At 74.4% G+C, this 24,182-nt stretch carries 22 protein-coding genes; 10 read left to right on the forward strand and 12 right to left on the reverse strand.

Translation table 11 applies throughout. The features are described from left to right. Positions 1-2: 2 nt before the first annotated feature. The 3 genes from ACIBIW_RS35400 to ACIBIW_RS35410 are packed head-to-tail and all read right to left on the reverse strand — an operon-like array spanning position 3 to position 3,804. On the reverse strand, positions 3-1,793 hold the full coding sequence (locus tag ACIBIW_RS35400) for an L-aspartate oxidase (protein WP_399342431.1): 1,791 nt from the start codon (positions 1,791-1,793) through the stop codon (positions 3-5). After that, a complete protein-coding gene (gene panC / locus ACIBIW_RS35405; RefSeq protein ID WP_399342432.1) occupies positions 1,790-2,800 on the reverse strand; it encodes a pantoate--beta-alanine ligase in 1,011 nt (336 codons plus the stop codon). Before panC ends, ACIBIW_RS35400 begins: the two co-directional genes overlap by 4 nt. Further along, a complete protein-coding gene (locus ACIBIW_RS35410) occupies positions 2,797-3,804 on the reverse strand; it encodes a Rossmann-like and DUF2520 domain-containing protein (RefSeq protein ID WP_399342434.1) in 1,008 nt (335 codons plus the stop codon). Before ACIBIW_RS35410 ends, panC begins: the two co-directional genes overlap by 4 nt. 131 nt (positions 3,805-3,935) lie before the next feature. Here ACIBIW_RS35410 and ACIBIW_RS35415 point away from each other — a divergent pair, with 131 nt between their 5' ends. Next, positions 3,936-5,099, forward strand: a complete 1,164-nt coding sequence (locus tag ACIBIW_RS35415; RefSeq protein WP_399342436.1) for a threonine aldolase family protein — start codon at positions 3,936-3,938, stop codon at positions 5,097-5,099. Positions 5,100-5,241: 142 nt separating this feature from the next. Here ACIBIW_RS35415 and ACIBIW_RS35420 read toward each other — a convergent pair whose 3' ends face one another. Next, entirely contained in the window at positions 5,242-5,949 is a 708-nt protein-coding gene (locus ACIBIW_RS35420) for a response regulator (protein ID WP_399342438.1), read from the reverse strand. A 52-nt stretch (positions 5,950-6,001) separates the two neighbouring features. Beyond that, positions 6,002-7,204, reverse strand: coding sequence for a sensor histidine kinase (locus ACIBIW_RS35425; RefSeq protein WP_399342439.1), 1,203 nt, complete (start codon positions 7,202-7,204; stop codon positions 6,002-6,004). 285 nt (positions 7,205-7,489) lie between these two features. Here ACIBIW_RS35425 and ACIBIW_RS35430 point away from each other — a divergent pair, with 285 nt between their 5' ends. Beyond that, complete coding sequence (locus ACIBIW_RS35430; protein ID WP_399342512.1) at positions 7,490-8,545, forward strand: SAM-dependent methyltransferase; 1,056 nt, start codon at positions 7,490-7,492, stop codon at positions 8,543-8,545. 60 nt (positions 8,546-8,605) lie between these two features. Here ACIBIW_RS35430 and ACIBIW_RS35435 read toward each other — a convergent pair whose 3' ends face one another. Beyond that, the gene (locus tag ACIBIW_RS35435) at positions 8,606-9,757 is read right to left on the reverse strand and encodes an NADH-quinone oxidoreductase subunit D (RefSeq protein WP_399342440.1); all 1,152 of its coding nucleotides are present in this window, start codon (positions 9,755-9,757) and stop codon (positions 8,606-8,608) included. A 58-nt stretch (positions 9,758-9,815) separates the two neighbouring features. Between ACIBIW_RS35435 and ACIBIW_RS35440 the strand changes: the two genes are divergently transcribed. From ACIBIW_RS35440 to ACIBIW_RS35450, 3 genes are all read left to right on the forward strand, one after another. Then, positions 9,816-10,325, forward strand: coding sequence for a PH domain-containing protein (locus ACIBIW_RS35440; protein WP_399342443.1), 510 nt, complete (start codon positions 9,816-9,818; stop codon positions 10,323-10,325). Between the two features lie 197 nt (positions 10,326-10,522). Beyond that, on the forward strand, positions 10,523-11,833 hold the full coding sequence (locus ACIBIW_RS35445; RefSeq protein ID WP_399342514.1) for a PH domain-containing protein: 1,311 nt from the start codon (positions 10,523-10,525) through the stop codon (positions 11,831-11,833). 250 nt (positions 11,834-12,083) lie between these two features. Then, on the forward strand, positions 12,084-13,046 hold the full coding sequence (locus ACIBIW_RS35450) for a hypothetical protein (protein WP_399342444.1): 963 nt from the start codon (positions 12,084-12,086) through the stop codon (positions 13,044-13,046). Between the two features lie 99 nt (positions 13,047-13,145). On the opposite strand, the gene ACIBIW_RS35455 is transcribed toward ACIBIW_RS35450, so the two are convergent. Further along, complete coding sequence (locus tag ACIBIW_RS35455) at positions 13,146-14,141, reverse strand: hypothetical protein (RefSeq protein WP_399342446.1); 996 nt, start codon at positions 14,139-14,141, stop codon at positions 13,146-13,148. 380 nt (positions 14,142-14,521) lie between these two features. On the opposite strand from ACIBIW_RS35455, the gene folP reads away from it, so the two are divergent. The 5 genes from folP (at position 14,522) to ACIBIW_RS35480 (ending at position 17,634) form a co-directional block, all read left to right on the forward strand. Further along, positions 14,522-15,382, forward strand: coding sequence for a dihydropteroate synthase (folP, locus tag ACIBIW_RS35460; protein WP_399342448.1), 861 nt, complete (start codon positions 14,522-14,524; stop codon positions 15,380-15,382). Further along, positions 15,379-15,858, forward strand: a complete 480-nt coding sequence (locus tag ACIBIW_RS35465; protein ID WP_399342450.1) for a nuclear transport factor 2 family protein — start codon at positions 15,379-15,381, stop codon at positions 15,856-15,858. The genes folP and ACIBIW_RS35465 overlap by 4 nt, the downstream gene beginning before the upstream one ends. 186 nt (positions 15,859-16,044) lie before the next feature. Next, positions 16,045-16,404 (forward strand): dihydroneopterin aldolase, encoded by a 360-nt coding sequence (gene folB / locus ACIBIW_RS35470; RefSeq protein WP_399342452.1) that lies wholly within the window; start codon positions 16,045-16,047, stop codon positions 16,402-16,404. Beyond that, positions 16,401-17,012, forward strand: a complete 612-nt coding sequence (gene folK, locus ACIBIW_RS35475) for a 2-amino-4-hydroxy-6-hydroxymethyldihydropteridine diphosphokinase (RefSeq protein WP_399342454.1) — start codon at positions 16,401-16,403, stop codon at positions 17,010-17,012. Before folB ends, folK begins: the two co-directional genes overlap by 4 nt. Positions 17,013-17,166: 154 nt before the next feature. Then, positions 17,167-17,634: a DUF3180 domain-containing protein gene (locus ACIBIW_RS35480; RefSeq protein ID WP_399342456.1), complete on the forward strand. Its 468-nt coding sequence runs from the start codon at positions 17,167-17,169 to the stop codon at positions 17,632-17,634. Between the two features lie 139 nt (positions 17,635-17,773). Here the strand turns inward: ACIBIW_RS35480 and folE are convergent, their stop codons facing one another. The 5 genes from folE to ACIBIW_RS35505 all read right to left on the reverse strand — a co-directional run bounded on the left by folE (position 17,774) and on the right by ACIBIW_RS35505 (position 24,042). Beyond that, positions 17,774-18,382 (reverse strand): GTP cyclohydrolase I FolE, encoded by a 609-nt coding sequence (gene folE / locus ACIBIW_RS35485; RefSeq protein ID WP_399342458.1) that lies wholly within the window; start codon positions 18,380-18,382, stop codon positions 17,774-17,776. 115 nt (positions 18,383-18,497) lie between these two features. Then, the gene (gene ftsH / locus ACIBIW_RS35490) at positions 18,498-20,543 is read right to left on the reverse strand and encodes an ATP-dependent zinc metalloprotease FtsH (protein WP_399342515.1); all 2,046 of its coding nucleotides are present in this window, start codon (positions 20,541-20,543) and stop codon (positions 18,498-18,500) included. 165 nt (positions 20,544-20,708) lie between these two features. After that, positions 20,709-21,248 (reverse strand): hypoxanthine phosphoribosyltransferase, encoded by a 540-nt coding sequence (gene hpt, locus ACIBIW_RS35495; protein WP_399342459.1) that lies wholly within the window; start codon positions 21,246-21,248, stop codon positions 20,709-20,711. Positions 21,249-21,332: 84 nt separating this feature from the next. After that, on the reverse strand, positions 21,333-22,487 hold the full coding sequence (gene tilS / locus ACIBIW_RS35500; protein WP_399342461.1) for a tRNA lysidine(34) synthetase TilS: 1,155 nt from the start codon (positions 22,485-22,487) through the stop codon (positions 21,333-21,335). A 409-nt stretch (positions 22,488-22,896) separates the two neighbouring features. Beyond that, complete coding sequence (locus ACIBIW_RS35505; RefSeq protein ID WP_399342462.1) at positions 22,897-24,042, reverse strand: zinc-dependent metalloprotease; 1,146 nt, start codon at positions 24,040-24,042, stop codon at positions 22,897-22,899. Positions 24,043-24,182 lie beyond the last annotated feature (140 nt).

Below are 24,182 nucleotides of genomic sequence, written 5' to 3' on the forward strand. Positions count from 1 at the left end.
GGTCATGGCTCCTGGATGCGGGAGGGGCGGTCGGGGCCCGTGGGGGCGTCGGCGAGCGGGTCGCTGGTCGGCGGGAAGGCCGGGGATGCGGTGGTGCGGGGGGTGAGCGAGCGGTCGGGGTTGAGGGTGACGACGATGTGGCGGCGCCAGGCGGTGTCGTCGCGGTCGGGGTGGTCCTCGCGCCAGTGGCAGCCGCGGGTCTCGGCGCGCCGCTCGGCGGCGGCGACCAGGACCCTGGCGACACAGAGCAGATTGGTCGCCTCCCAGGTGTCGACCCCTGGCTCCGCGCTCTTGCCGTGCTCGGCGAGGGCCGCGCGCGCGTCGTCGTGGAGGCGGGCGAGCCGGTCGGCGGCCGCGGCAAGGGAGGCGGCCGAGCGCAGCACCCCCGCGCCCTCGGTCATCACGCGCTGGACGGCGAACCTGGTCTCGGGCGCGAGCAGCGGCAGCGCGGGGCCGTCGGCGGGCGGTTCGACGGGCACGCGCGCGTGCAGCGCGTCGCGGTCGCGCAGGGCCGCGAGGTCCTCGGCGATGCGCTCCGCGTAGACGAGCCCTTCGAGCAGCGAGTTGGACGCGAGCCTGTTGGCGCCGTGCACCCCGGTGCAGGCGACCTCGCCGCACGCGTACAGGCCGGGCACGGTGGTGCGCCCGCGCCGGTCGGTGCGTACCCCGCCGGAGGCGTAGTGCGCGGCGGGGGCGATCGGGACGGGCTCGGTGACCGGGTCGATGCCGTGGGCGCGGCAGGCGGCGAGGATGGTCGGGAAGCGGCGCTCCCACATCTCCGCGCCGAAGTGCCGCGCGTCCAGGTACATGTGCTCGGCGCCCTGCTCGATCATGCGGCGCACGATGGCCTTGGCGACGATGTCGCGGGGCGCAAGCTCGGCCAGTTCGTGCTGCCCCGCCATGAAGCGGACGCCGTCCGCGTCGACGAGGTGGGCGCCCTCGCCGCGCACGGCCTCGGACACCAGCGGCTGCTGGCCCTCCGCTCCGGCGCCGAGGAACAGGACGGTGGGGTGGAACTGCACGAACTCCAGGTCGCTGACCTCGGCCCCGGCGCGCAGCGCGAGCGCGACCCCGTCGCCCGTCGACACGGGGGGGTTGGTGGTCGCGGAGAAGACCTGGCCCATGCCGCCGGTGGCGAGCACCACGGCGGGGGCGCGCACGGAGCCCACGCCGTCGTGCTGACCCTCGCCCATCACGTGCAGGGTGACGCCCGCGGTGTGTCCCCGCGCGTCGGTGAGCAGGTCGAGTACGAGTGCGTTCTCCACGGTCCTGATGCCCTCGGCGCGCACCGCTCCGACCAGGGCGCGTGAGACCTCGGCGCCGGTGGCGTCGCCGCCCGCGTGCACTATCCGGCTGCGGTGGTGGCCGCCCTCGCGGGTGAGGGCGATGCCGCCGCCGGCCGGCGGGGGGTCGAAGCGCGCGCCCGCCGCGATGAGCCGGTGGACGGCGCCCGGGCCTTCGGTGACGAGGGTGCGCACCGCCGCCTCGTCGCAGAGCCCGGCGCCCGCCACCAGGGTGTCGTCGAGGTGCTGCTCGGGGGTGTCGCCCTCGCCGAGCGCGGCGGCGATGCCGCCCTGCGCCCAGCGCGTGGAGCCGTCGTCGAGGCGGGCCTTGGTGACGACGACGGTGCGCAGCCCGGCGGCCGAGCAGCGCAGCGCGGCGGTGAGGCCCGCCACCCCTGAGCCGACGATCACGACGTCGGCTTCCTCGGCCCAGCCGGGCGCCGGGGCGGGCAGCCGCAGGCCGGTGGCGGTGCCCCCGGCCGGGGGCGTGGGCGTGGTGTCGTGGGTCATGCGTCGTCTCCTTCGATGTCCCCCGCGGGGCCGAAGTCGAGCGGGACGTTGTCGATGAGCCGGGTGGTGCCGACCCTGGCGGCGACCGCGAGGACGGCACGGCCCGTGTGGTCGTCGGCGGCCTCGGTGAAGTCGGCCGGGTCGATGAGCGCGAGGTAGTCGAGGACGAGCGGCGGGTCGAGCGACGCGGCCGGGTCGAGGACGTGGTGAGCGGCGGCGCGGACGGCCGCGGGGCGGCCGGGGGCCGACTCGGCGACCGCGTGCGCGTCGGCCGCGGCGCGCGCCTCGCCGGTCGCGGCGAGGGCACGCGCGCGGCCCGGCGCCACGGGCGCGGCAAGGGCGCGGTTGGCCAGCGCCTGCTGCGCGGCGAGCCGGTCGCGGCCCGCGAACAGGGCGCGTGAGAGCGCGAGGGCGGTGGTGCGCTCGGGCGGCGACAAGTAGCGGTTACGGCTGGAGAGGGCGAGGCCGTCCGGCTCGCGGACGGTGGGGACGGCGGCGATCTCCACCGGGAAGTTGAGATCGCGCGCCATGCGGCGGACCAGGGCGAGCTGCTGGGCGTCCTTCTGGCCGAAGAAGGCGACGTCGGGGGCGGTCAGATGGAGCAGCTTCGCGACGACGGTCAGCATCCCGTCGAAGTGGCCGGGGCGCGCGGCGCCCTCGAAGCGCTCGCCCATGGCGCCCGCCGCGATCCTGACCTCGGGGGCGCCGCCCGGGTAGACCTCCTCGACGCCGGGCGCGAACACGACGTCGGCCCCGGCCGCCGCGGCGATCTCCAGATCGGCGTCGAGGGTGCGCGGGTAGCGGTCCAGGTCCTCGCCCGCGCCGAACTGGAGCGGATTGACGAAGACGGTGACGACGACCTCGCCGCGCGGCCCGACGGCGGCGCGTGCGGCGCGCACCAGGGCCGCGTGGCCCTCGTGGAGGGCGCCCATGGTCATGGCCACGGCGCGGCGGCCCTCGCGGGCGCGGGCGCGCAGCCCCTCGGCGGTGTGCAGCAGGGTCGTCATCGCTCGTCCCCGTCGGTGTCGTCGTCGGCGGGCCCCGCGGGGGCCGCGCCGCTGTGTGCCAGTACCCCGAGCAGGTCCTCGGCCAGCTCGGGCTTGAGCAGCCCGTGCGCGAGGGCGCGGTCCGCGGTGGCGCGCGCCATGGCGAGGTAGCCGGGGACGGTCGCGGGCGCGCGGCGCCGCAGCTCGGTGACGTGCGCGGCGACGGTGCCGGCGTCACCGCGGGCGACGGGGCCGGTGAGGGCGGCGTCGCCCGAGCGCAGTGCGTTGTCGAGGGCGGCGCCGAGCAGCGGGCCCAGCATCCGGTCGGGGGCGGTGACGCCCGCGGTGCGCAGCACCTCCATGGACTCGGCGACCAGGGTCACCAGGTGGTTGGCGCCGAGGGCGAGTGCCGCGTGGTAGAGCGGGCGGGCCGCCTCCTCGATCCACTCGGGCTCCCCGCCCATCTCGATCACCAGGGCCTGTGCGGCGAGCCGCAGCTCGTCGGGCGCGGTGACGCCGAAGGAGCAGCCCGCGAGCCGCTGGACGTCCACGGAGGTGCCGGTGAACGTCATCACGGGGTGCAGCGCGAGCGGCAGCGCGCCCGCCCTGAGCGCGGGGTCGAGTACCCGCGTCCCGTACCGCCCCGAGGTGTGGACGAGGAGCTGGCCGGAGCGGACGGCGCCGGTTTCCACCAGCCCTTCGACGAGCCCGGGGAGGGCGTCGTCGGGCACCGTGAGCAGGACGAGGTCGGCGAGCCGCAGCACCTCGGCCGGGCGTACCACGGGGACGTCGGGCAGCAGCTCGGCGGCGCGGCGCAGGGACGCGTCGGAGACCGCGGAGACCGCGACGGGGCGGTGGCCCGCGAGCTGGAGCGAGGCGGCGAGCGCGGGTCCCACCCGGCCCGCGCCGACGACGCCCACGGTCAGGCGCGCGGGGCGGTCCCGGGAGTCGGGTGGTCGGGGTGTGTTCACGCGAGAAGGGCCTTCCGTTCCAGTCCGCTGGGGGTACCGGACGATTTCCCGCATGCTAACGCGCTCCGTCGCCGTACCTCCCACTCGTCCCACAGGGTGCGCGACGGCGGGCGACGGCGGCGCGCGTTGTCCACAGGCACGGTAATTCCGTACGACTTTTCCGTCCGCCAGGTGATGATCTGGGCATGACTGAGAGCACCGGAACGGACAACGAGGACCCCGCGGCACGGCTGCGGGCGCGGCGGCGCGCGGCGATGCGCGGCGCCGAGCGGACCCTGCGGCGCGGCCCCGCGGTCCACACCGTCGGCGAGCGGCTTGCCGCCCTCGTCGAGGACGCCAAGGGCGTCTACGACCTCGACGAGCGCATCGACGTGTACGGCGACGGCGTCGTGGGCGCGCTGGAGGAGCGCGTGGCGGGGCTGCTCGGCAAGGAGGCCGCCGTCTTCTTCCCCACCGGCGTCATGGCGCAGCAGGTCGCGCTGCGCTGCTGGGCGGGCCGCACCGGCGACCGGACGGTGGCGCTGCATCCGCTCTCCCACCCCGAGCAGCACGAGGAGGGCGCCCTCTCGGTGCTCTCCGGGCTGCGCACGGTGTTCCCGACGGCCGCGCCCCGGCTGCCCACGGCCGACGAGGTGCGCGGCTTCGCCGAGCCCTTCGGGACGCTGATGCTCGAACTGCCGCTGCGCGAGGCGGGCTTCGTGCTGCCGGAGTGGGACGAGCTGACCGAGGTGGTGGCCGCGGCGAGGGAGCGGGACGCGGTGGTCCACTTCGACGGCGCCAGGCTGTGGGAGTCCACGGTCCGCCTCGGCCGCCCGCTCGACGAGATCGCGGGGCTCGCCGACAGCGTCTACGTGTCGTTCTACAAGGGCCTCGGCGGCATCGCGGGCGCCGCGCTCGCGGGCCCCGCGTCCCTGGCCGAGGAGGCGAGGGTCTGGCGGCGCCGCTACGGGGGCACGGTCTTCCAGCAGTTCCCGACCGCGCTCGCCGCGCTCGCGGGCCTTGAGCGTGAGCTGCCGCGGCTGCCGTCGTACGTGGCGCAGGCGCGCGTGGTCGCCGAGGGGCTGCGGGAGGGCTTCGCCGGGGCGGGCCTGCCGTGGGTGCGGACGGTGCCCGAGGTGCCGCACACCCAGGAGTTCCACCTCTGGCTGCCGTACGAGGCGGAGGTGCTGGTGGAGGCGTCGCTCGCGCAGGCCGAGGAGACCGGGACGGGGCTCTTCTGGAACTGGATCGCGCGCGAGGTGCCGGGCCTGGCGTACACCGAGGTGGCCGTCGACGCGGCGGGCCTGTCCTGGACCAAGGACGACGTACGGGCCGCGGCGGCGGACTTCGCGGCCCGCCTGCCGCGCTGAGTCCACGCGCGCGTGGGGCGTGACTGGAGGCACGCGCGTGCGTGCGGAGGCTCGCGGGGGGGCGCGTGCGCCCGCGCGCCACCGCGGCCGCCGGGAGCAGCCGCGGGAAGCGGCCGTCGGAGGCGGCCGCGGGACGCTGCGGTCAGCCGCTGCCGCCGCCCGCGCGTACCAGGCCCGACTCGTAGGCGAGGACCACGACCTGGACGCGGTCGCGCAGTTCGAGCTTGGTGAGAATGCGGCCCACGTGGGTCTTCACGGTGGCCTCGGAGAGCACCAGGCGGGCCGCGATCTCCCCGTTGGACAGGCCCTGCGCGACGAGGACCATCACCTCGCGCTCGCGCTCCGTCAGCCGGGACAGCTCCTTGTACCGGGGCTGCTCGCGGGTGTCGGGCAGCATCGGCGCGAACCGGTCGAGCAGCCGCCTGGTCGTGGAGGGGGCGACGACCGCGTCCCCGCTGTGCACGGCCCGGATGGCGTCGAGCAGGTCGCCGGGCGGCACGTCCTTCAGCATGAAGCCGGAGGCGCCCGCCTTCAGCCCCGAGAAGGCGTACTCGTCCAGGTCGAAGGTGGTGAGGATGAGCACCTTCGGCGGGTCCTCGGCGGCGCGGATGCGGCGGGTGGTCTCGACGCCGTCGAGGTGCGGCATGCGGACGTCCATGAGGACGACGTCGACGCGGGTGGCGCGCAGCTCGGCAAGCGCCTCGACGCCGTCGCCCGCCTCCGCGACGACCTCCATGTCGGGCTGGGCCGCCAGCACCATCCGGAACCCGGCGCGCAGCAGCGCCTGGTCGTCGACGAGCATCACCCTGATCGGGCTCTGTGGGGTCACGGGCGCTCCCGGTTCCGGCATGGGACAAGGGTACGGAGGGGGCCGCGGGGCGTCAGCGGGCGGGGGCGGCCCGTCATGGCGCGGCCTTCAGCGGCAGCAGGGCGCTGATGCGGAAGCCGCCGCCGGGGCGCGGGCCTGCGTCGAGGGTGCCGCCTACCATGCCGACGCGCTCGCGCATCCCGATGAGGCCGTGGCCCTGCCCGTCCGCGCCGCCGTCCTCGTACGTCTCGTGCGCGGCGCCCTTGCCGTCGTCCTCCACGAGCAGGCCGAGCCCGTCGTCGAAGTAGACGAGGCGCACGCTGGCACCGGCGTCGGGGCCGCCGTGCTTGCGGGTGTTGGTCAGCGCCTCCTGCACGATGCGGTAGGCGGTCAGCTCGACGCCGCTTGGCAGCGGGCGCGGGGTGCCCTCGACCTTGAAGTCGACCGGCAGCCCCGACACCCGTACCTGCTCGATCAGCTCGTCCAACTGGTCCACGTCGGGCTGGGGCACGTACTCGCCGCTCTCCTGCTGCTCGCCCGTGCGCAGCACGCCGAGCAGCCGCCGCATCTCGGCGAGCGCCTGGCGGCCGGTGGCCGAGATGGTCTCCAGGGCCTTGCGTGCCTGGTCGGGCGCCGCCTCCATGACATAGGCGCCGCCGTCGGCCTGCACCACCATCACGGACACGTTGTGCGCCACCACGTCGTGCAGCTCACGGGCGATCCTGGCGCGCTCCGCCGCGACGGCCACCTTGGCCTGCGCCTCGCGCTCCCGTTCGAGGCGGGCGGCGCGCTCCTCAAGCTGGGCCAGGTACGCGCGCCGGGTGCGCACGGAGTCGCCGAGCACCCAGGCGAGCGCGAACGGCACCATGAGGAACATCGTCGAGAGCGCGCGCTCGGAGGCGGTGGTGTTGTAGTCGGGCCAGCGGAGCTGGGACAGCGGCGCCGCGCACAGACCTCCGATCAGTCCCAGCCTGGACGCCCAGCGGGCGCCGTCCGCGGCGTTGGTGTAGATCATCACGAGCAGGGCGAAGTCGGCGGGCATCTGGGGCACGTCGAGCGCGAGCTGGAGGCAGCCGGCCCCCACCGCCACGAGCAGCACCCGCTCGGGCATACGGCGGCGCAGCGCCACCGTGGCGCAGAGCAGCACCGCGAGCGGCCAGGTCGCCAGCGGCGGGTCGGGCCGCAGCGGGTCGAACACGGCGACCAGGCTCACGCAGGCCACCCCGAGGAGGAAGACGGCCCAGAAGCTGTCGACCCACGTCGGGTGTCTGCGGAGGAAGTCGTACACGCGCTGCACGTAACCCAGCGTAGGTACGCGGGCGGCGTCGGGAAGTCAACCGGAGGGCCGATCCGCAACCGCTGCGCCTACTCCACAAGGTGGAGGCCAAGGTTGTTCATGCGCGAGGTCCTGTCCTGTCGGTCTTCGTGGATCAGGTCGCGGCGTTCGGTGCCGTGCATCGCAAGGCGGAGGATCGTCCTCGTACTGGGCGTACGTGGACGACTCCGACAACGCGGCGGGGTGCGGTGCCGGGCGTCGCGGCCCCGCGAAGACCGGCAGGACAGGGCCTAGCCTTTGGACGTGATGTGGGACACGGAGGGTGAGGCGCGTGCGGGCGGCGTGCCGCGGGGCGGGTGGCGGGAGGCGGGCGAGCGGGCGCTGTACGGGCCCGGCGGCTTCTACCGGGGCGCCGAGGGGCCCGGGCGCCACTTCCGTACCTCCGTGCACGCATCCCCGCTCTTCGCGGGGGCGGTGGCGCGGCTGCTGTGCCGGGTCGACGCGGCGCTCGGCGGTCCCGCGCGGCTCGCCTTCGTCGACATGGGCGCGGGCCACGGCGAACTGGTCGCCGGGGTACTCGACGCGCTGCCGCCCGAGGTGAGGGCACGCGCGCGCGGGTACGCGGTCGAGCGCGCCGCGCGGCCGCCGGACGCCGACCCGCGCGTGCGGTGGACCGAAGGAGCGCCGCGCGGTGTCACCGGGCTGCTGTTCGCCAACGAGTGGCTGGACAACGTGCCCCTCGACGTCGTGGAGGTGGACGCGGCCGGGGTGCCGCGCCGCGTGCTGGTCGCCGAGGACGGCGCCGAAGCGTTCGGGGAGCCGGTGGCGGGCCCCGACGCGGACTGGCTCGACCGCTGGTGGCCGCTGCCGCCGGAACCGGGGCTGCGGGCCGAGGTCGGCCGTCCCAGGGACGAGGCGTGGGCCGCCGCGGCCGGCACGCTCGACCGCGGCCTCGCGGTGGCCGCCGACTACGCGCACACGCGCGCGTCCCGGCCCCCGTACGGCACGCTCACCGGATACCGCGAGGGGCGCGGCACCGCCCCGGTGCCCGACGGCCGCCACGACATCACCGCGCACGTCGCGCTCGACGCCTGCGCGGGCCCCGGCGCCCGCCTCACGACCCAGCGCGACGCGCTGCGGGCCCTGGGGGTCCTCGGAGACCGCCCGCCGCTCTCCCTCGCCGCCACCGACCCCACGGGCTACGTACGGGCGCTGGCGGCGGCGGGAGAGGCCGCGGAGCTGACCGCGCGCGGCGGCCTCGGGGACTTCGGCTGGCTCTGGCAGCCCAGGGGGCTCGCACTGGAGGACGTCGCACCGCACGAGCCGCCCCGCGAGGACGCCGCACCGCCCGGTGCCGTCTAGCGCTGCCTGCGCCACCCGGCGCCAGGCCCTGCGTGGCCCCGCTCGTCGACTACGTGTCGACTACTTGTCGATGTCCCCGACCACGAAGAACAGCGACCCCAGGATCGCCACCATGTCCGCGACCAGGGTGCCGGGGAGCAGCCGGGTGAGCGCCTGGATGTTGTTGAAGGAGGCGGACCGCAGCTTCAGCCGGTACGGCGTCTTCTCGCCCTTGGACACCAGGTAGTACCCGTTCAGCCCGAGGGGGTTCTCGGTCCACGCGTACGTGTGGCCCTCCGGCGCCTTCAGCACCTTCGGCAGCCGCTGGTTCACCGGCCCGGGCGGCAGGTCCGCGAGGCGGGCCAGGCAGGCGTCGGCGAGGTCGAGCGCGTTGTGGGTCTGGTCGAGCAGGCACTCGAACCTGGCGAGGCAGTCGCCCTCCGCGCGTGTGACCACCCGCAGGGTGTCCGCCAGCTCCCCGTAGCCGAGGTACGGCTCGTCGCGGCGCAGGTCGAAGTCGACGCCTGAGGCGCGCGCGATGGGCCCCGAGACCCCGAAGGCGTGCACGTCGGCCGCGTCCAGCACGCCCACGCCCCGGGTCCTGCCGCGGAAGATCTCGTTGCCGAGCACCAGGTCGTCGTACACGTGCATGCGCGAGCGCACCGAGGCGACCGCTTCACGCGCGCGTGCGGTCCAGCCCGCGGGCAGGTCCTCCTTGAGGCCGCCCACCCGGTTGAACATGTAGTGCATCCGGCCGCCCGACACCTCCTCCATCACCCGCTGGACCTCCTCGCGCTCGCGGAACGCGTGGAAGACCGGGGTGATGCCGCCCAGTTCGAGGGGGTAGGAGCCGAGGAACATCAGGTGGTTGAGCACCCTGTTCAGCTCGGCGAGAAGGGTGCGGGTCCACACGGCGCGCTCGGGGACCTCCATGCCGAGCATCCGCTCCACGGCCATGACCACGCCCAGCTCGTTGGAGAACGCGGACAGCCAGTCGTGCCGGTTCGCCAGCATCACGATCTGCCGGTAGTCGCGCGCCTCGAACAGCTTCTCCGCGCCGCGGTGCATGTAGCCGATCACCGGCTCGGCCCGCTCGATCCGCTCGCCGTCGAGGACGAGGCGCAGCCGCAGCACCCCGTGGGTCGACGGGTGCTGCGGCCCGATGTTCAGCACCATGTCGGTGCTCTCCGCGGCGCCGCCGATGCCGACCGTGGTCTCCGTACCGCCTGTCATGCCCACAGTCTGGCCTACGCCGCCGCGCGGTGTCGCACCTCCTACGTACGCTTGCGGCATGGAGACGAGCGCGGGAACGGGGGAAGCGGCCGGGGCGCCGCCGGACGACCTGGTGTGGCTCGCGCTGCCCCGCGCGGTCCTGCGCATGCGGCGGCTGCTGCTGGCCGCGTGGCTCGTCCCGCTGGCCGTGCTCGCGGGCGTGCTGCCCGGCATCCTCGCCGGGGTGGTGTGGGCGGCCTTCGCCCTGGTGCCCTGTGTGGCGCTGCTGTGGGGCTGGGTGCTCCTGGGGCGCAACTGGCGCTCCTGGCGGTACGCGGAGCGCGTCGACGACCTGCTGCTCAGCCGCGGGGTGCTGTGGCGCGAGGAGACCGTCGTGCCGTACGGGCGCATGCAACTGGTGGAGGTCACCTCGGGCCCCGTCGAGCGCCACTTCGGCCTGGCGGGGCTGCAACTGCACACCGCCGCCGCGGCCACCGACGCGCGCATCCCCGGGCTGCTGCCCGCCGAGGCCGAGCGGCTGCGTGACCGGCTGACCGAGCTGGGCGAGGCACGATCGGCGGGGCTGTGAGCGAGGACACGGCGGACCGCGCCACCGCCGGTGGGAGCGCCACGGGGGACCCGCGGGAGGCGGCCGGAGGGCCGCACGCGCGGGAGGCCGACGAGGGCGCGCGGGAGGCCGACGAGGACGCGCGGGAGGCGGTGGAGGTCGTCGAGCGGGAGGCCGACGAGGGCGCGCGGGAGGCCGACGAGGACGCGCGGGAGGCGGTGGAGGTCGTCGAGCGGCGGCTGCACCCCGTCACCCCGCTGCGGCGCGCGTGGGCGCCGATCGCGATCATCATCGGCTGGGCCGTCCACGACCCCGACGAGGCCCACCGCAGGCTCACCCAGCTCACCGGCACCATGCTGCTGCTCGGCCTCGCCGTGCTGATTCCGGCCGCCGCCCTCTACGGCTTCCTGAGCTGGTGGTTCACCCACTTCGCCGTGACCGGGACGGAGCTGCGGATCAGGACCGGGCTCTTCTTCAGGCGCAGCGCGCACATCCGGCTCGACCGGCTCCAGGCGGTGGACGTCACCCAGCCGCTGCTCGCCAGGTTCATCGGCGTCGTCAAGCTCAAACTGGACGTCATAGGCACCGAGAAAAAGGACGAACTGGCGTACCTCGGCGAGCGGGACGCGCGCGCCCTGCGTGCCGAACTGCTCGCCCGCGCCGCGGGCTTCGCGCCCGGCACGGCGCGCGAGGTCGGCGAGGCGCCCGTACGGCAGATCCTGCGGGTGCCGCCGCGCACCCTGGCGGCCGCGCTCGCCCTCACCGGCACGTTCTGGGCGCTGCCGCTCGCGGCGGTGGCGGTGCCCACAGCGATGTGGCTGCTGACGCACAGCGTGGTGGCGCTGCTCGGCACCGCGATCCCGGTCATCGGCGCCATGGGCACCCGCAGCGTGGGGCGCTTCCTCGGCGAGTACGACTGGACGGTGGGCGAGTCCCCCGACGGCCTCAGGATCGACCACGGGCTGCTCGACAGGGCGCACGAGACGGTGCCGCCCGGCAGGGTGCAGACGCTGCGGTTCGTGGAGCCGCTGCTGTGGCGGCGGCGCGGCTGGGTCCGCGTGGAGCTGCGGGTGGCGGGCTCGTCCAACACCGTGCTGGTGCCGGTGGCGCCGCGCGCGCTCGCCGAGGACGTCGTCGCGCGCGTGGCGCCCGGGCTCACGGTGCCGCGCGTCTTCACGCCCGCGCCCGCACGCGCGCGCTGGTGCGTGCCGCTGTGGTGGCGCGGCTACGGCTTCGCGGTCACGGACGCCGTGGTGGCGTCGAGGCGCGGCCTCATCCGCAGGACGGTGGCACTGGTGCCGCACGCGAAGGTGCAGAGCGTACGGCTGACGCAGGGCCCCTGGCAGCGCCTGCACGGGGTGGCCGACCTGCTGCTCGACACCGGGGCGAACAGCACCGTACGCGCGCGTGCCAGGGACGCGGACGAGGCGGCGGCGCTGCTGTCCGCGCAGGCGGAACGTTCGCGCACCGGGCGGCGCGAGGCGCGGCCCGACCGGTGGATGAGCGGGGAGGGCGCGGAGGGCGCGTGAACCCCGGGCGGGGGGTGTGCGGGTTTTCCCCAGGGGGTGGCCGCGCGGACACGCGTTCGTGTCGAATACTCCCTGTGAAGCCCACCCCCGTGCGGGCCGCCTCCGCGCGTCCGCCCCGCAAAGGACGCACCCTCGTGGCAGCCCGACGCACCGCACTCCCCACCGCCCCACGCCCGCCGGCCCTGTCGCCGCACCCGCGCGCCGCGGCGGCGCGACCCGTGCGGGGGACGGGGATACGGAGGCCGAGGGCATGAGCAGCACGAACGGCACCCACGACTCCGACAGCTCCGGCGCCACCGGCGGCACGGACGGGGAGCGCGCGAGCGCCGGGGCCGAAGCCGACGCCGGGAACGAGACCGTGGCCGAGACCGGGGCCGAAGCTGCGGCTCCCGCAGGCACCGAGGCCACCGCGGCTCCCGCGGACGCCCCTTCCGCCCCCGACCCCGTGGTCCCCGACGCCTACTCCGCGCTGCGTGCCTTCGACGCCGTACGCCCGCCCGCCTGGCCGACACCGGACGACGAGCGGCCGGAAGCGGACGGGACGGCGGCGGAAGCGCCCCGGAGCGGTACCGGGCCGACCGGGCCGACCGGGCCGACCGGAGAGGCTGAGCCGACCGGCGGCGCGGCCGAATCCCCCAGCCCCGCCGAGTCCCCCGCCACGGACACCCCCCACCCCGCTGCGGACACCCGCGGGCGGCGCCGTGGGCGGCCCGGATGGGCCGTCGCCGCGGCCGGTGCGGCCTGTGCGGCGGCGCTGGCCGCCACCCTCGCGGGCGGGGCCGCGCAACCCCCCTCGGCCGCGCACGGCGGCGCCGGGACGAAGGAGGCGCCGGAGTCCCCCGAGTCCCCCGGGAAGGGCCACGGCGCCCGCCGTACGCACGCGGAGCCGCCCGGCAGGGCCACCCCGCGCCCGCACCGGCACCCCGCGGCCCCCGGGCTCGCTCGCAAGCCGCCGCCACCGCGCGCCGTCAAGCCGACCGACGACGAGCCCGGCCGCGGCACGCCGGGCGACGGCGGGGGCATGTCGGGCGAGACCACCGCGGCACGCGGCGCGGGGAAGTCCGCCGAGCCGCCGTCGCACACTCCGGGTTCGAAGCCGCCGCCGTCGTCCGGGGACACCACGCCCTCGCAGTCCCCGTCGGAGCCCGGCTCCGGGGGTGGCTCGGGCGGCGGCGGGCTGCTCGGCGGCCTGCTGGGCAGGCTCCTGCCCTGAGCGGCGGGGCGTGGCCGTGAGCCGCCGAATGACCACCGGACGGTCACCGAACGGCTACCGCACGGCCGAAACGAGCGCTGAACGACCGCTGAACGACCGCTAGGAGACCGCGCCGCGCAGTTCCGACATGTCGAGCTGTTCCGTCTCGTCGTGCGCGGTGAGGTCGATGACCTGTCCTATGCCGCGCTCGCCCTCGCCCGCGGGCCGGAACTCGGCCTCCGCCGCTGCCTTGTGGACGGCCAGCGCCTCGTCGCCGACGACGTCGGCCAGATCCCCGTTGCGTACGGAGTCGAGTTCGCCCGGGGCCTCGTTCTTGGTGCCGAAGAAGTCGAAGCCGCCTTCGAGCGTGGGCCTGCGCACCGCGGCGGGCGGCACCACGGCCGCCGCCGTCGGAACGGTGAAGTGGCCCTGCGCGGACCGCTGTTCCCGCTCCTGCTCCCGCCCCCGCGGCTCCTGCTCGGGCGCCGGGCGGGGAGCGGGCGAGGAGGCGGCGAGGTTCTTCAGCGCCGCGTTGGCCAGGAGGTAGAGCGAGGGGGTCAGCACGCCCGAGATGCCGGCGGGGGCGTGCGGTACGTCGTCGCGGCGGGGGCCGGCGAGCGCGTTGCGCCGGGGCGCTGCCGCGAGGGCCTTCGCGGGCACCGCGGCCTCGATCTCCAGCAGTCTGCGGCCTTCGAGTGCGCTCGCGCGCTCCGTCTCCGCGGTGGCGTACCTGCGCAGCAGCGCCGCGTGCTCGCCCCGCAGCCTGGCCAGCTCGGCCCGCTTGCCGCGCAGCTTCAGCTCCATCTTGTGGCGCAGCTCGCGCGACTCCTCCAAGTCGCCCTCAAGCTCGGCGACCCGCTCCTCGTAGCGCCACTCGTCACTGGCCCTGCCACGGTTCAGATCCGCCACCTGACGCCCCGCGAGCCGGTCCCAACTGCGCATCACCGCCGCGCCCGCGAGGGCGGCGACGGCGGCACCCGCGGCCAGCGAGCGCATCACCACGGGCTCCGGGGCGAACCACGCCCCCGCGGCGCAGGCGACCGCGATACTCCCGATCACCGAGGAGGGCAACAGCCTGTGCAGCGGCGGAGAATGGCGGTGGCGTCCACGTGGCATGGCCAGAAACTTACCCTGCGCAAGTGTCTCGTGGAGCACACCCCGGCAAAATCACGGCCGTCCCGTTACGCAACGGCCGTTTCCGGCCACCCTGGGCTCCCATACCGGGCCCGGGACCAATGCCCCGTATCGCCGCGAAACGCATCCGAACGGACGCCGCTCCCCCGCGCCGCGGCGCCCCGACGACCGGCGCCCAGGCCCTCCCGGGCCCCCAACGCCCTTCCGTACCAGAGGCTTTGGCCGTATGAGGGGGCGGCGCGGGGGCGCGTTGCGGGGCGCGTGGGAATGGCCCGTCCGGCTCGGTCGGCGGCGCGGCCGCCGGGGGCCGGCCCGCGACCGCCGGGAAGCCCGCCCTCCGCGCACGACCTACGCTGGGCCACATGACTACCTTGCCGGGTCGTGGACGAGTCGCGGGGCTGCCCGTGTGGGACCGCTGCGCGGTGATGGGCGTCGTCAACGTGACCCCCGACTCGTTCTCCGACGGCGGGCGCTACTTCGACGCCACCACGGCTGTCAAGCACGGCCTCGGCCTGGTCGACGAGGGCGCTGACCTGGTCGACGTCGGCGGCGAGTCGACGCGGCCCGGCGCGGCCCGGGTGGACGCGGCCGAGGAGTTGCGGCGCGTGGTGCCCGTGGTGCGCGGCCTGGTCTCCGAGGGCGTCCTGGTGTCGGTGGACACGATGCGCGCGGAGGTCGCGGAGCGGGCGCTGGAGGCGGGCGCCGTGCTCGTGAACGACGTCAGCGGCGGCCTGGCCGACCCCGGGATGATCCCGGTGGTGGCGGACGCGGGCGTGCCGTTCGTGGTGATGCACTGGCGCGGCTTCCTCCAGGGTCCGAACGTGCGCGGCGTGTACCGGGACGTGGTCGACGAGGTGACGCGGGAACTGCACGCGCGCGTGGCGGCCGTCGTGGCGGGGGGGATCGCGGAGGACCGGGTGATCCTCGACCCCGGCCTCGGCTTCTCCAAGGACGTCGAGCACGATCTGACGCTGCTTGCCCATCTGGAGCGGCTTGCGGGGCTCGGCCGCCCGCTGCTGGTCGCCGCGTCCCGCAAGCGGTTCCTCGGCCGGGTGCTGGCCGGGTCCGGGGGCTCGCCGCCGCCGGCCCGCGAGCGCGACGCGGCCACCGCCGCCGTCTCCGCGATCGCCGCCCACGGCGGCGCCTGGGCGGTGCGGGTGCACGAGGTGCGGGCCACCGCCGACGCCGTACGGGTCGCCCGCGCGGTGGAGGGCGCGCGGTGAGCGGGCCCGCGCGGTCCGTCGTGGCGGAGGTCGAGGGGGCCAACACCGCCTTCTACGAGGCGGTGGAGCGGGGCGACTTCGACGAGCTGTCCCGGATATGGCACGACGGGGACGAGCCGCGGATCACCTGTGTGCACCCCGGGTGGCCGGTGCTCACCGGGCGCGGCGAGGTGCTGCGCTCGTACGCGCTGATCATGGCGCACACCGAGTACATCCAGTTCTTCCTGACCGATGTCGAGGTGGAGGTCAGCGCCGGGACGGCGCTGGTGACCTGCACCGAGAACATCCTCAGCGGCGGCCCCGCGCCCGAGGGGGGCGACGAACCCGGGCCGCTGGTCGGCCAGCTCGTGATCGCCACCAATCTCTTCCTGCGCACCCCGGAAGGCTGGAAGCTCTGGTCCCACCACGCGTCCCCGGTGCTGGCGGACACCCCTCAGGAAGAGGGTGCGGGGGAAGACGGCGAGACTCCCGGCTGAGTGGGTAGGTGCCCCGTTACGGCCGCGGGGGCGGCGCGGCGGCCACGCCCCGTACGTCCCGGTGGCCCCGTCGACGGGTGCTGTCGGTGCCCGCGGGTACATTCGCCCGCGAGGGCCGTCGGACCCGCGGAGGGGCGACGCGGCCGAGGCAGCCGAGAGGAACGACCGACGACTGGAGGGATTCGCGTGGACCGTGTCGCGCTGCGCGGCCTGAGGGCCCTGGGCCACCACGGCGTCTTCGCGCGGGAGCGCGAGGACGGCCAGACCTTCGTGGTCGACGTGGTGCTGGGCCTCGACACCGCCCCAGCAGCCGCCGACGACGATCTGGCGAAGACGGTGCACTACGGCATCGTCGCGGAGGAGGTGGTGGCGGTCGTCGAGGGCGACCCCGTCGACCTCGTCGAGACGCTGGCGGAGCGCATCGCGGCGGTCTGCCTGAAACACGAGCGGGTGGAGGAGGTCGAGGTCCGTGTGCACAAACCGGATGCGCCGATCACCGTGCCGTTCGACGACGTGACCGTGACGATCACCCGGAGCCGAGCATGACCGCATTCTTCCCCGAGGGCCAGGGCGACCCGACGGTGCAGCCCGTGCCCCCCTCCGTGGTGGAAAAAGTGGACGCCGCCGACACCACCCTGCACAACCCCCAGCGCGCGGTGATCTCGCTGGGCAGCAATCTCGGCAACCGCCTGGAGACCCTTCAGGGCGCCGTCGACGCGCTGGAGGACACCCCGGGGCTGCGGGTCAAGGCGGTCTCGCCGGTGTACGAGACCCAGCCGTGGGGCGTCGACCCCGGGAGCCAGCCCTCGTACTTCAACGCGGTGGTGGTGGTGAAGACCACACTGCCGCCCGGTTCGCTGCTGGAGCGCGCCCAGGCCGTCGAGGAGGCGTTCCACCGGGTCAGGGACGAGCGCTGGGGACCGCGCACCCTCGACGTCGACATCGTCGCGTACGCCGACGTGACCTCGGCCGACCCGGCGCTGACGCTGCCGCACCCGCGGGCGCACGAGCGCGCCTTCGTGCTCGCGCCCTGGCTCGACGTGGAGCCCGGGGCCGAGCTTCCGGGCCGTGGCCTGGTGGACGGGCTGCTCGACGCGGTGACACGCGCGGGCGTCACGCCCCGGGCCGATCTGGAACTACGGCTGCCCGAGTAGTCGTTAAGGTCAGACGAACGGCGCCCGCCGCCCCGCGCTCGGGACACGGCGGGCGGCCTCGGGTGACGCCGCCGGTGCCGGTGGCGGTGGCGGCTACCGGTGCGGGACACCGGCAGGGACGACCGGTGTGGGACACCGGCGGTGAAGGGACGACGTGAAGCAGCTTCGCATCAGGACGCTGGCCGGGCTCTTCGTCGTGGCGGGGGTGCTGGCCTGGGCGGGCGCCAGGCTCTGGGACTCGCTCGGCCGCCTGCCGCAGGTGCCGGAGGCGGCGCCCGTGGTGCTCGCGGTGATCGCCGTGCTGCTGCTCGCCACGGCGTTCTCGCTACGGGGCAGGCTGCGCGCACAGCGCGAGCGCAGGCCGGGCGCGAAGGGCGTCGACCCGCTGATGGCGGCGCGCGCCCTGGTCTTCGGGCAGGCGGGGGCGCTGGTCGCGGCGCTGGTCTCCGGCGTGTACGGCGGCGTGGGGGTCTTCCTGCTGGAGTCCCTCGACATCCCGCCCCGCAGGGACCAGGCGATCTACGCCGGGTTCTCGGTGGTGGCGGGGCTGGGCGTGATAGCGGCGGCGCTGTTCCTGGAACGGGTCTGCAAGCTGCCGGACGACGACGAGGACGACAAGTAGCCCGGACGACGACCGGCCCCGACCGATCCGGGCCGATCCCGGCCGACCTTGTACGACAACCGGCTCCGCGCGGGCCACGAGCCGAACACGCACGCCGCAGGCCGACCGCCCCGGCCGTCCCCCGCCGGACCGCGCCCCGCTACTTGGCCATGATCAGGCTCATCGCCTCATTCCGCGTGGCCGGGTTGCGCAGTTGGCCCCTGACCGCAGAGGTGATTGTCTTCGCGCCCGGCTTGCGCACCCCACGCATCGTCATGCACATGTGCTCGCACTCGACGACGACGATGACGCCGCGGGGTTCGAGTATCTTCATCAGCGAGTCGGCGACCTGTGTGGTGAGCCGCTCCTGCACCTGCGGCCTGCGGGCGTAGACGTCGACGAGGCGGGCCAGCTTCGACAGCCCGGTGATCTTCCCGTCCGCGGACGGGATGTACCCGACGTGGGCGACGCCGACGAACGGCACCAGATGGTGCTCACAGCAGCTCATCACCTCGATGTCCTTGACGAGCACCATCTCGTCGTGGCCCAGGTCGAAGGTGGTCGTCAGCACCGACTCCGGGGACTGCCGCATCCCGGAGAAGATCTCCCGGTAGGCGCGCGCCACCCGGGCCGGGGTGTCGAGCAGCCCCTCCCTGTCCGGGTCCTCGCCCACCGCGATCAGCAGCTCCCGCACGGCGTCGGCGGCCCGCTTCTCGTCGAACTCGGGGATCGTCGTGCCACCGCTCGTCAGCGTCACGGGGTCGGTCATGTCTTCCTCGTTCCTTTACGCCTCGCCTCGGCGGCCATGGGAAACGCCGCGTCCCCAGGCTAGAACCTGGGGACGCGGCGCTGCATTCCTGGCCAGAGCCCTGGCGGCGGGCGGGTCAGCCCTCGGGACGTCGGTCCTCGGGGGGCTGCGCCTGCTCGGTCGGGGGCGGGGTGGCCTCCGCGGGGGCGCCGGTGGCGATGGCGGGAGTCGTGCCGTTCGCCCCGTTCGTCAGCGACAGCTCCTTGGGGGAGAGCACCGGCGGGCGGGTCGAGGGCGTACGCCGCGCGGAGCCCGTCCAGGCCGACCGCATGGGGCGCTTGACGATGGGTGCGAAGATCTCGGCGATCTCCTCCTTGCCCAGCGTCTCCCGCTCCAGCAGCGCGAGGACGAGGTTGTCGAGGACGTCGCGGTTCTCGACGAGGATCTCCCACGCCTCGTTGTGCGCGTTCTCGATGAGCTTCTTGACCTCTTCGTCGACGAGCGCGGCGACCTCTTCCGAGTAGTCGCGCTGGTGACCCATCTCACGTCCGAGGAAGGGCTCGCTGTTGTCCGCGCCGAACTTGATCGCGCCGAGCCGCTCGGTCATCCCGTACTGGGTCACCATGGCGCGGGCGGTGGACGTGGCCTTCTCGATGTCGTTGGCCGCGCCGGTCGTCGGGTCGTGGAAGACCAGCTCCTCCGCGGCTCTGCCGCCCAGCATGTAGGCGAGCTGGTCGAGCATCTCGTTGCGCGTGGTGGAGTACTTGTCCTCGTCGGGCAGGACCATGGTGTAGCCCAGCGCACGGCCACGGGACAGGATGGTGATCTTGTGCACCGGGTCGGAGTTCGGTGAGGCCGCCGCGACCAGGGCGTGTCCGCCCTCGTGGTACGCGGTGATCTTCTTCTCCTTGTCCGACATGATCCTGGTCCGCTTCTGCGGCCCCGCGACCACGCGGTCGATCGCCTCGTCCAGCATCTGATTGTCGACCAGCTTGCGGTTGCCGCGGGCGGTCAGCAGGGCGGCCTCGTTGAGCACGTTGCTCAGGTCGGCGCCGGTGAAGCCGGGGGTGCGGCGGGCGACGGCGGACAGGTCGACGTCGGGCGCGACCGGCTTGCCCTTCTGGTGCACCTTCAGGATTTCGAGGCGGCCCTGCATGTCCGGGCGGTCCACGGCGATCTGACGGTCGAAGCGGCCGGGGCGCAGCAGCGCCGGGTCCAGGATGTCGGGCCTGTTGGTGGCGGCGATGAGAATCACACCGCCCTTGACGTCGAAGCCGTCCATCTCGACCAGGAGCTGGTTCAGCGTCTGCTCGCGCTCGTCGTGGCCGCCGCCGAGGCCCGCGCCGCGGTGCCGTCCGACGGCGTCGATCTCGTCGACGAAGACGATCGCCGGGGCGTTCGTCTTGGCCTGCTCGAAGAGGTCGCGGACACGGGAGGCGCCGACACCGACGAACATCTCGACGAAGTCCGAGCCGGAGATCGAGTAGAACGGGACGCCGGCCTCGCCCGCGACGGCGCGCGCGAGGAGGGTCTTGCCCGTTCCCGGCGGGCCGTAGAGCAGCACGCCCTTGGGGATCTTGGCGCCGACGGCCTGGAACTTGGCGGGCTCCTGGAGGAACTCCTTGATCTCCTGAAGCTCCTCGACGGCCTCGTCCGACCCGGCGACGTCCGAGAACGTCGTCTTGGGGGTGTCCTTGGTGATCAGCTTCGCCTTGGACTTCCCGAAGTTCATCACCCGGGAGCCGCCGCCCTGCATCTGGTTCATCAGGAAGAAGAAGACGACCACGAGCAGGATGAAGGGGATCAGGGAGAGGAGAATCCCGACGAACGGGTTCTGCTTCGAGGGCGAGACGGTGTACCCGTCGGGGATCTGCTTGTCCTCGAACTTGTTCTGAAGGGTGGTGGCGAGGCTGACGCCCTGGTCGCCGATGTAGCTCGCCTGGATCTTGGTGCTGCCCTCGACCTTCTGGCCGTCCTTCAGCTCGACCTTGATGGTCTGTTCGTCACCGGTGCTGAGCTTGGCCTGGCGCACCTGATTGTTGTCGATCGCCTGTACGACCTGACCGGTGTCCACCGTCTTGTAGCCGCCGGAGGAACCGACGACCTGCATCAACACGACCACGGCAAGGACGGCCAGCACGATCCACATGACGGGCCCACGGAAGTATCGCTTCACGTCCATCCACACGGAGCGGTGCCGCCCCGTCCCTCCTGCCATAGTGAGTTTGATAAATACTGTTCTTCGGACGGTACCCCAGCATTGTCACCCGAAGCCGCAGGGGACTGCTGGCGATCCCGCCTCCGCATGGTCCAACGGCGGAGGCCCGCCCGGGGTTCCCGGAACGGCTCAGCCGCCGTACACCTCGGGTGCGAGGGTGCCGACGAAGGGGAGGTTGCGGTACTTCTCCGCGTAGTCGAGGCCGTAGCCGACGACGAACTCGCTGGGGATGTCGAAGCCGACCCACTCGACGTCGATGGCCACCTTGGCGGCCTCGGGCTTGCGCAGCAGCGTGCACACCCGCAGCGACGCGGGCTCCCGCGAGCCGAGGTTGGTGAGCAGCCAGGACAGCGTGAGCCCGGAGTCGATGATGTCCTCGACGATGAGGACGTGCCGCCCCTTGATGTCGGTGTCCAGGTCCTTGAGGATGCGCACCACCCCGGAGGACTGGGTGCCCGCGCCGTACGAGGACACCGCCATCCAGTCCATGGTGACCGGGGTGGACAGGGCGCGTGCCAGGTCCGCCATGACCATGACGGCGCCCTTGAGGACACCGACGAGGAGCAGTTCCTGGCCCGCGTACCGGGTGTCGATGCTCTCGGCCAGCTCGACGAGTTTGGCGTCGATCTCTTCCTTGGTGATGAGCACCGACTTGAGGTCGGTGCTCATGTCTTTCGCGTCCACCCGCATCACTTTCGGTTGTCCGAACCGCCGCCGGTGGCCTCGGCGGCGCGGGCGCCCCGGGGCCGTTCGTCAGCCTTGCCGGACAACCAGTCTGCCACCCTGCCTCAGGGCGACGACCCGGCCGGGCAGGTTGATGGGTCCCTGCCCCCGCCAGCCGGTGATCAGGCGGTCCACCTCCTCGATGTGCCGGGCGAACAGGGAGCCGGGGGGCGCGCCCGCCTCGATGGCGGTGCGGCGCAGGATGCGGCGGCGCACGGCGGGCGGGAGCGTGTACAGCTTGGCGCAGTCGAGCAGGCCGGACGCGTCCCGTACGGACGCCCGCATCTGCTCGGCCCAGGCGTCGAGGGCGTCGGCGTCGTCGCGGGAGAGCTGCGCGGTCCGGGCGAGCGCCTCGACGACGCCCTTGCCGAGCGCCTTCTCCAGGGCGGGCAGGCCCTCCTGGCGCAGCCGGGAGCGGGTGAAGGACGGGTCGGTGTTGTGCGGGTCGTCCCAGACGGGGAGGGACTGGGCGAGGCAGGCACGGCGCGCGGTCTGCCGGTCGAGCCTGAGGAAGGGCCTGCGGTAACGGCCCGCGGCCCCCGAGACCGCGGCCATGCCGGACAGGGAGCGGGTGCCCGAGCCCCTGGCGAGGCCGAGGAGGACGGTCTCCGCCTGGTCGTCGCGGGTGTGGCCGAGCAGGACGCAGGCGGCGCCGTGCCGTTCGGCGGCGGCGTCGAGGGCGGCGTAGCGGGCGTCGCGGGCGGCGGCCTCGGGGCCGCCCTCGCGGCCGACGGTGACGGTGAGGGCGTCGACGGGGCGGAGGCCGAGCGCGGTGAGCCGGGCGGCGACTTCGGCCGCGCGCAGGCCGGAACCGGGCTGGAGGCCGTGGTCGACGGTGACGCCGCCCGCCCTGATGCCGAGCTTGGGGGCCTCGAAGGCGAGCGCGGAGGCCAGCGCCATCGAGTCGGCGCCGCCCGAGCAGGCGACGAGCACCAGGGGAGCGGGCGCCCGGCCGCGTCCGGGGTCCTGCGGGGGCGGCGCAGGCGAGGGCGGCACGGAGGGGACGGGCGGCGCTGAGCGAGGAGGGAGGGAAGAGCGCGAAGGGCGCGCGGCGTGCGCGGGGAGGGCGGGGCCGCGGGAGGCGGGGGCCGTGGCAGCCGTGCGCCGGGTGTGTTCTGTCAGGACGTCATGGAGGACGCGGCGGACCGCCAGGCGTATCGCCGCGACCGCTGGATGGGGACCCATGTCCGGTTCCCTTCGTGAAGTTCGGGGGTGGGTCTCTGGTGCTGTCACTGGGCTCCGGGTGGCGGGGCGGAGCCGGTCGCCCGCGCGGCGGTGGCACCACCGTCCCGCGAGGACCCTCCCATCACGCAGAGTGCCTAGATGGTGACAGAACCGAGCCATTTACCGAGCATTGCACGCCTGCCCGGGACTCACGGTCCCTCGGACGGGTGATTGAGGGGGCGTTCTTGCGCCAGTGCGCCGTTTCTGTCGGTAACCCTGCTTTACGGTGTCCCCTCGCGGTCCCCCCGGGCGCCTCCCGTGCGCCTCCTGCGCGCCTCTCCCCCGCCTCCCCGACGTCGCCTCCACGTCACCGGGCGCCGCGCCGCGCGGCCGGGGCGCCGGGGCGCCGCGCGGCACTCCCCGGCGCGCGTCACTCGCCCTTGTTGTGTACGCGCGCGATCCAGTCCGCCGGCTTGGCGATCTCGGCCTTGGTGGGGAGGGTGTTGGGCGAGGTCCAGACGCGGTTGAAGCCCTCCATGCCGGTCTCCTCGACGACGGCGCGCACGAACCGCTCGCCGTCGCGGTACTGGCGCAGCTTCGCGTCGAGCCCGAGGAGCCTGCGCAGCGCCTGGTCGAGCCGGGAGGCGCCGCGCGCCCTGCGCTGCTGGAACTTCTCCCTGATCTCCCCCACGGACGGCACGACGGCGGGACCTACGCCGTCCATGACGAAGTCCGCGTGCCCTTCGAGCAGGGACATCACCGCGGTCAGCCGGCCGAGGATCTCCCGCTGGGCGGGGGTCTGCACGTACTCGACGAGGGACCTGCCGCCGTCGCCTTCGCCCTCCTCGCCCTCGGGGCGGCCGCCCGCGAGGGACTGCGCGGCCTCCCTGATCCGTTCGAGGAACGTCATCGGGTCGACCTCGGTCTCCGTCAGGAACGACTGGATCTCGCCTTCCAGATGGTCCCTGAGCCACGGCACGGCCGAGAACTGGGTGCGGTGGGTCTCCTCGTGGAGGCAGACCCAGAGGCGGAAGTCGTGCGGGTCCACGTCGAGTTCGCGCTCGACATGGACGATGTTGGGCGCGACGAGCAGCAGCCTGCCGCCGCTCTTCGCGCCCGCGGGAAGCTCGCGGGTCGCCGGGGCGAACGTCTCGTACTGGCCGAGCACCCGGGAGGCCATGAACGACAGCAGCATGCCCAGCTCCACGCCGGTGACCTTGCCGCCGACCGCGCCGAACACGGCGGCCCCCGGGCTGCTGCCGCGCCGCTCCTGCATCTTGTCGAGCAGCGGGGCCAGGATGTGCCGGAAGCCCGCGACGTTGGCACGGACCCAGCCGGGCCTGTCCACCACCAGGACCGGGGTGTCGTTCTCCCCCGCCGCCTCGCCGTCGGCCTCGTCCGCCATCCGGGTGAAGCCGCGTACGTGCTCCTCCGAGGACTTGGCGTGCCGGCGCAGCTCCGTGACGACGGCCCTGGCCTCGTCGCGGCTCACCTCAGGGCCCGGCCGCACGAGCCGGGTCGCGGTCGCCACCGCGAGATTCCAGTCGACCATCTCTGCACCACCGATGCTCGTCATGCGTCAACCGTACGTGCTCCGCCCCCGCAGGGGTGGGGGTCGCGCCGCCGGAAGTCCGGGCGGGCCCCGGGTCGCGCGGGGCAACCCCCCGGGGACGGCGGCCGTATACGCGCGCGTGGACGCGTCGTGCCCGGTCGCGG

Source organism: Streptomyces sp. NPDC050560, from assembly GCF_044457285.1.
Classification (GTDB): domain Bacteria; phylum Actinomycetota; class Actinomycetes; order Streptomycetales; family Streptomycetaceae; genus Streptomyces.

Coding starts and splice junctions, on each gene's coding strand:
- hpt (WP_399342459.1), bottom strand. CDS start 21,248: ATGAGCACCGACCTCAAGTCGGTGCTCATCACCAAGGAAGAGATCGAC.
- ACIBIW_RS35400 (WP_399342431.1), bottom strand. CDS start 1,793: ATGACCCACGACACCACGCCCACGCCCCCGGCCGGGGGCACCGCCACC.
- folK (WP_399342454.1), top strand. CDS start 16,401: ATGACCGCATTCTTCCCCGAGGGCCAGGGCGACCCGACGGTGCAGCCC.
- ACIBIW_RS35505 (WP_399342462.1), bottom strand. CDS start 24,042: ATGACGAGCATCGGTGGTGCAGAGATGGTCGACTGGAATCTCGCGGTG.
- ACIBIW_RS35440 (WP_399342443.1), top strand. CDS start 9,816: ATGGAGACGAGCGCGGGAACGGGGGAAGCGGCCGGGGCGCCGCCGGAC.
- tilS (WP_399342461.1), bottom strand. CDS start 22,487: ATGGGTCCCCATCCAGCGGTCGCGGCGATACGCCTGGCGGTCCGCCGC.
- ACIBIW_RS35450 (WP_399342444.1), top strand. CDS start 12,084: ATGAGCAGCACGAACGGCACCCACGACTCCGACAGCTCCGGCGCCACC.
- ACIBIW_RS35410 (WP_399342434.1), bottom strand. CDS start 3,804: ATGCGGGAAATCGTCCGGTACCCCCAGCGGACTGGAACGGAAGGCCCT.
- ACIBIW_RS35455 (WP_399342446.1), bottom strand. CDS start 14,141: ATGCCACGTGGACGCCACCGCCATTCTCCGCCGCTGCACAGGCTGTTG.
- folE (WP_399342458.1), bottom strand. CDS start 18,382: ATGACCGACCCCGTGACGCTGACGAGCGGTGGCACGACGATCCCCGAG.
- ACIBIW_RS35435 (WP_399342440.1), bottom strand. CDS start 9,757: ATGACAGGCGGTACGGAGACCACGGTCGGCATCGGCGGCGCCGCGGAG.
- folP (WP_399342448.1), top strand. CDS start 14,522: ATGACTACCTTGCCGGGTCGTGGACGAGTCGCGGGGCTGCCCGTGTGG.
- ACIBIW_RS35430 (WP_399342512.1), top strand. CDS start 7,490: ATGTGGGACACGGAGGGTGAGGCGCGTGCGGGCGGCGTGCCGCGGGGC.
- ACIBIW_RS35420 (WP_399342438.1), bottom strand. CDS start 5,949: ATGCCGGAACCGGGAGCGCCCGTGACCCCACAGAGCCCGATCAGGGTG.
- panC (WP_399342432.1), bottom strand. CDS start 2,800: ATGACGACCCTGCTGCACACCGCCGAGGGGCTGCGCGCCCGCGCCCGC.
- ACIBIW_RS35415 (WP_399342436.1), top strand. CDS start 3,936: ATGACTGAGAGCACCGGAACGGACAACGAGGACCCCGCGGCACGGCTG.
- ftsH (WP_399342515.1), bottom strand. CDS start 20,543: ATGGACGTGAAGCGATACTTCCGTGGGCCCGTCATGTGGATCGTGCTG.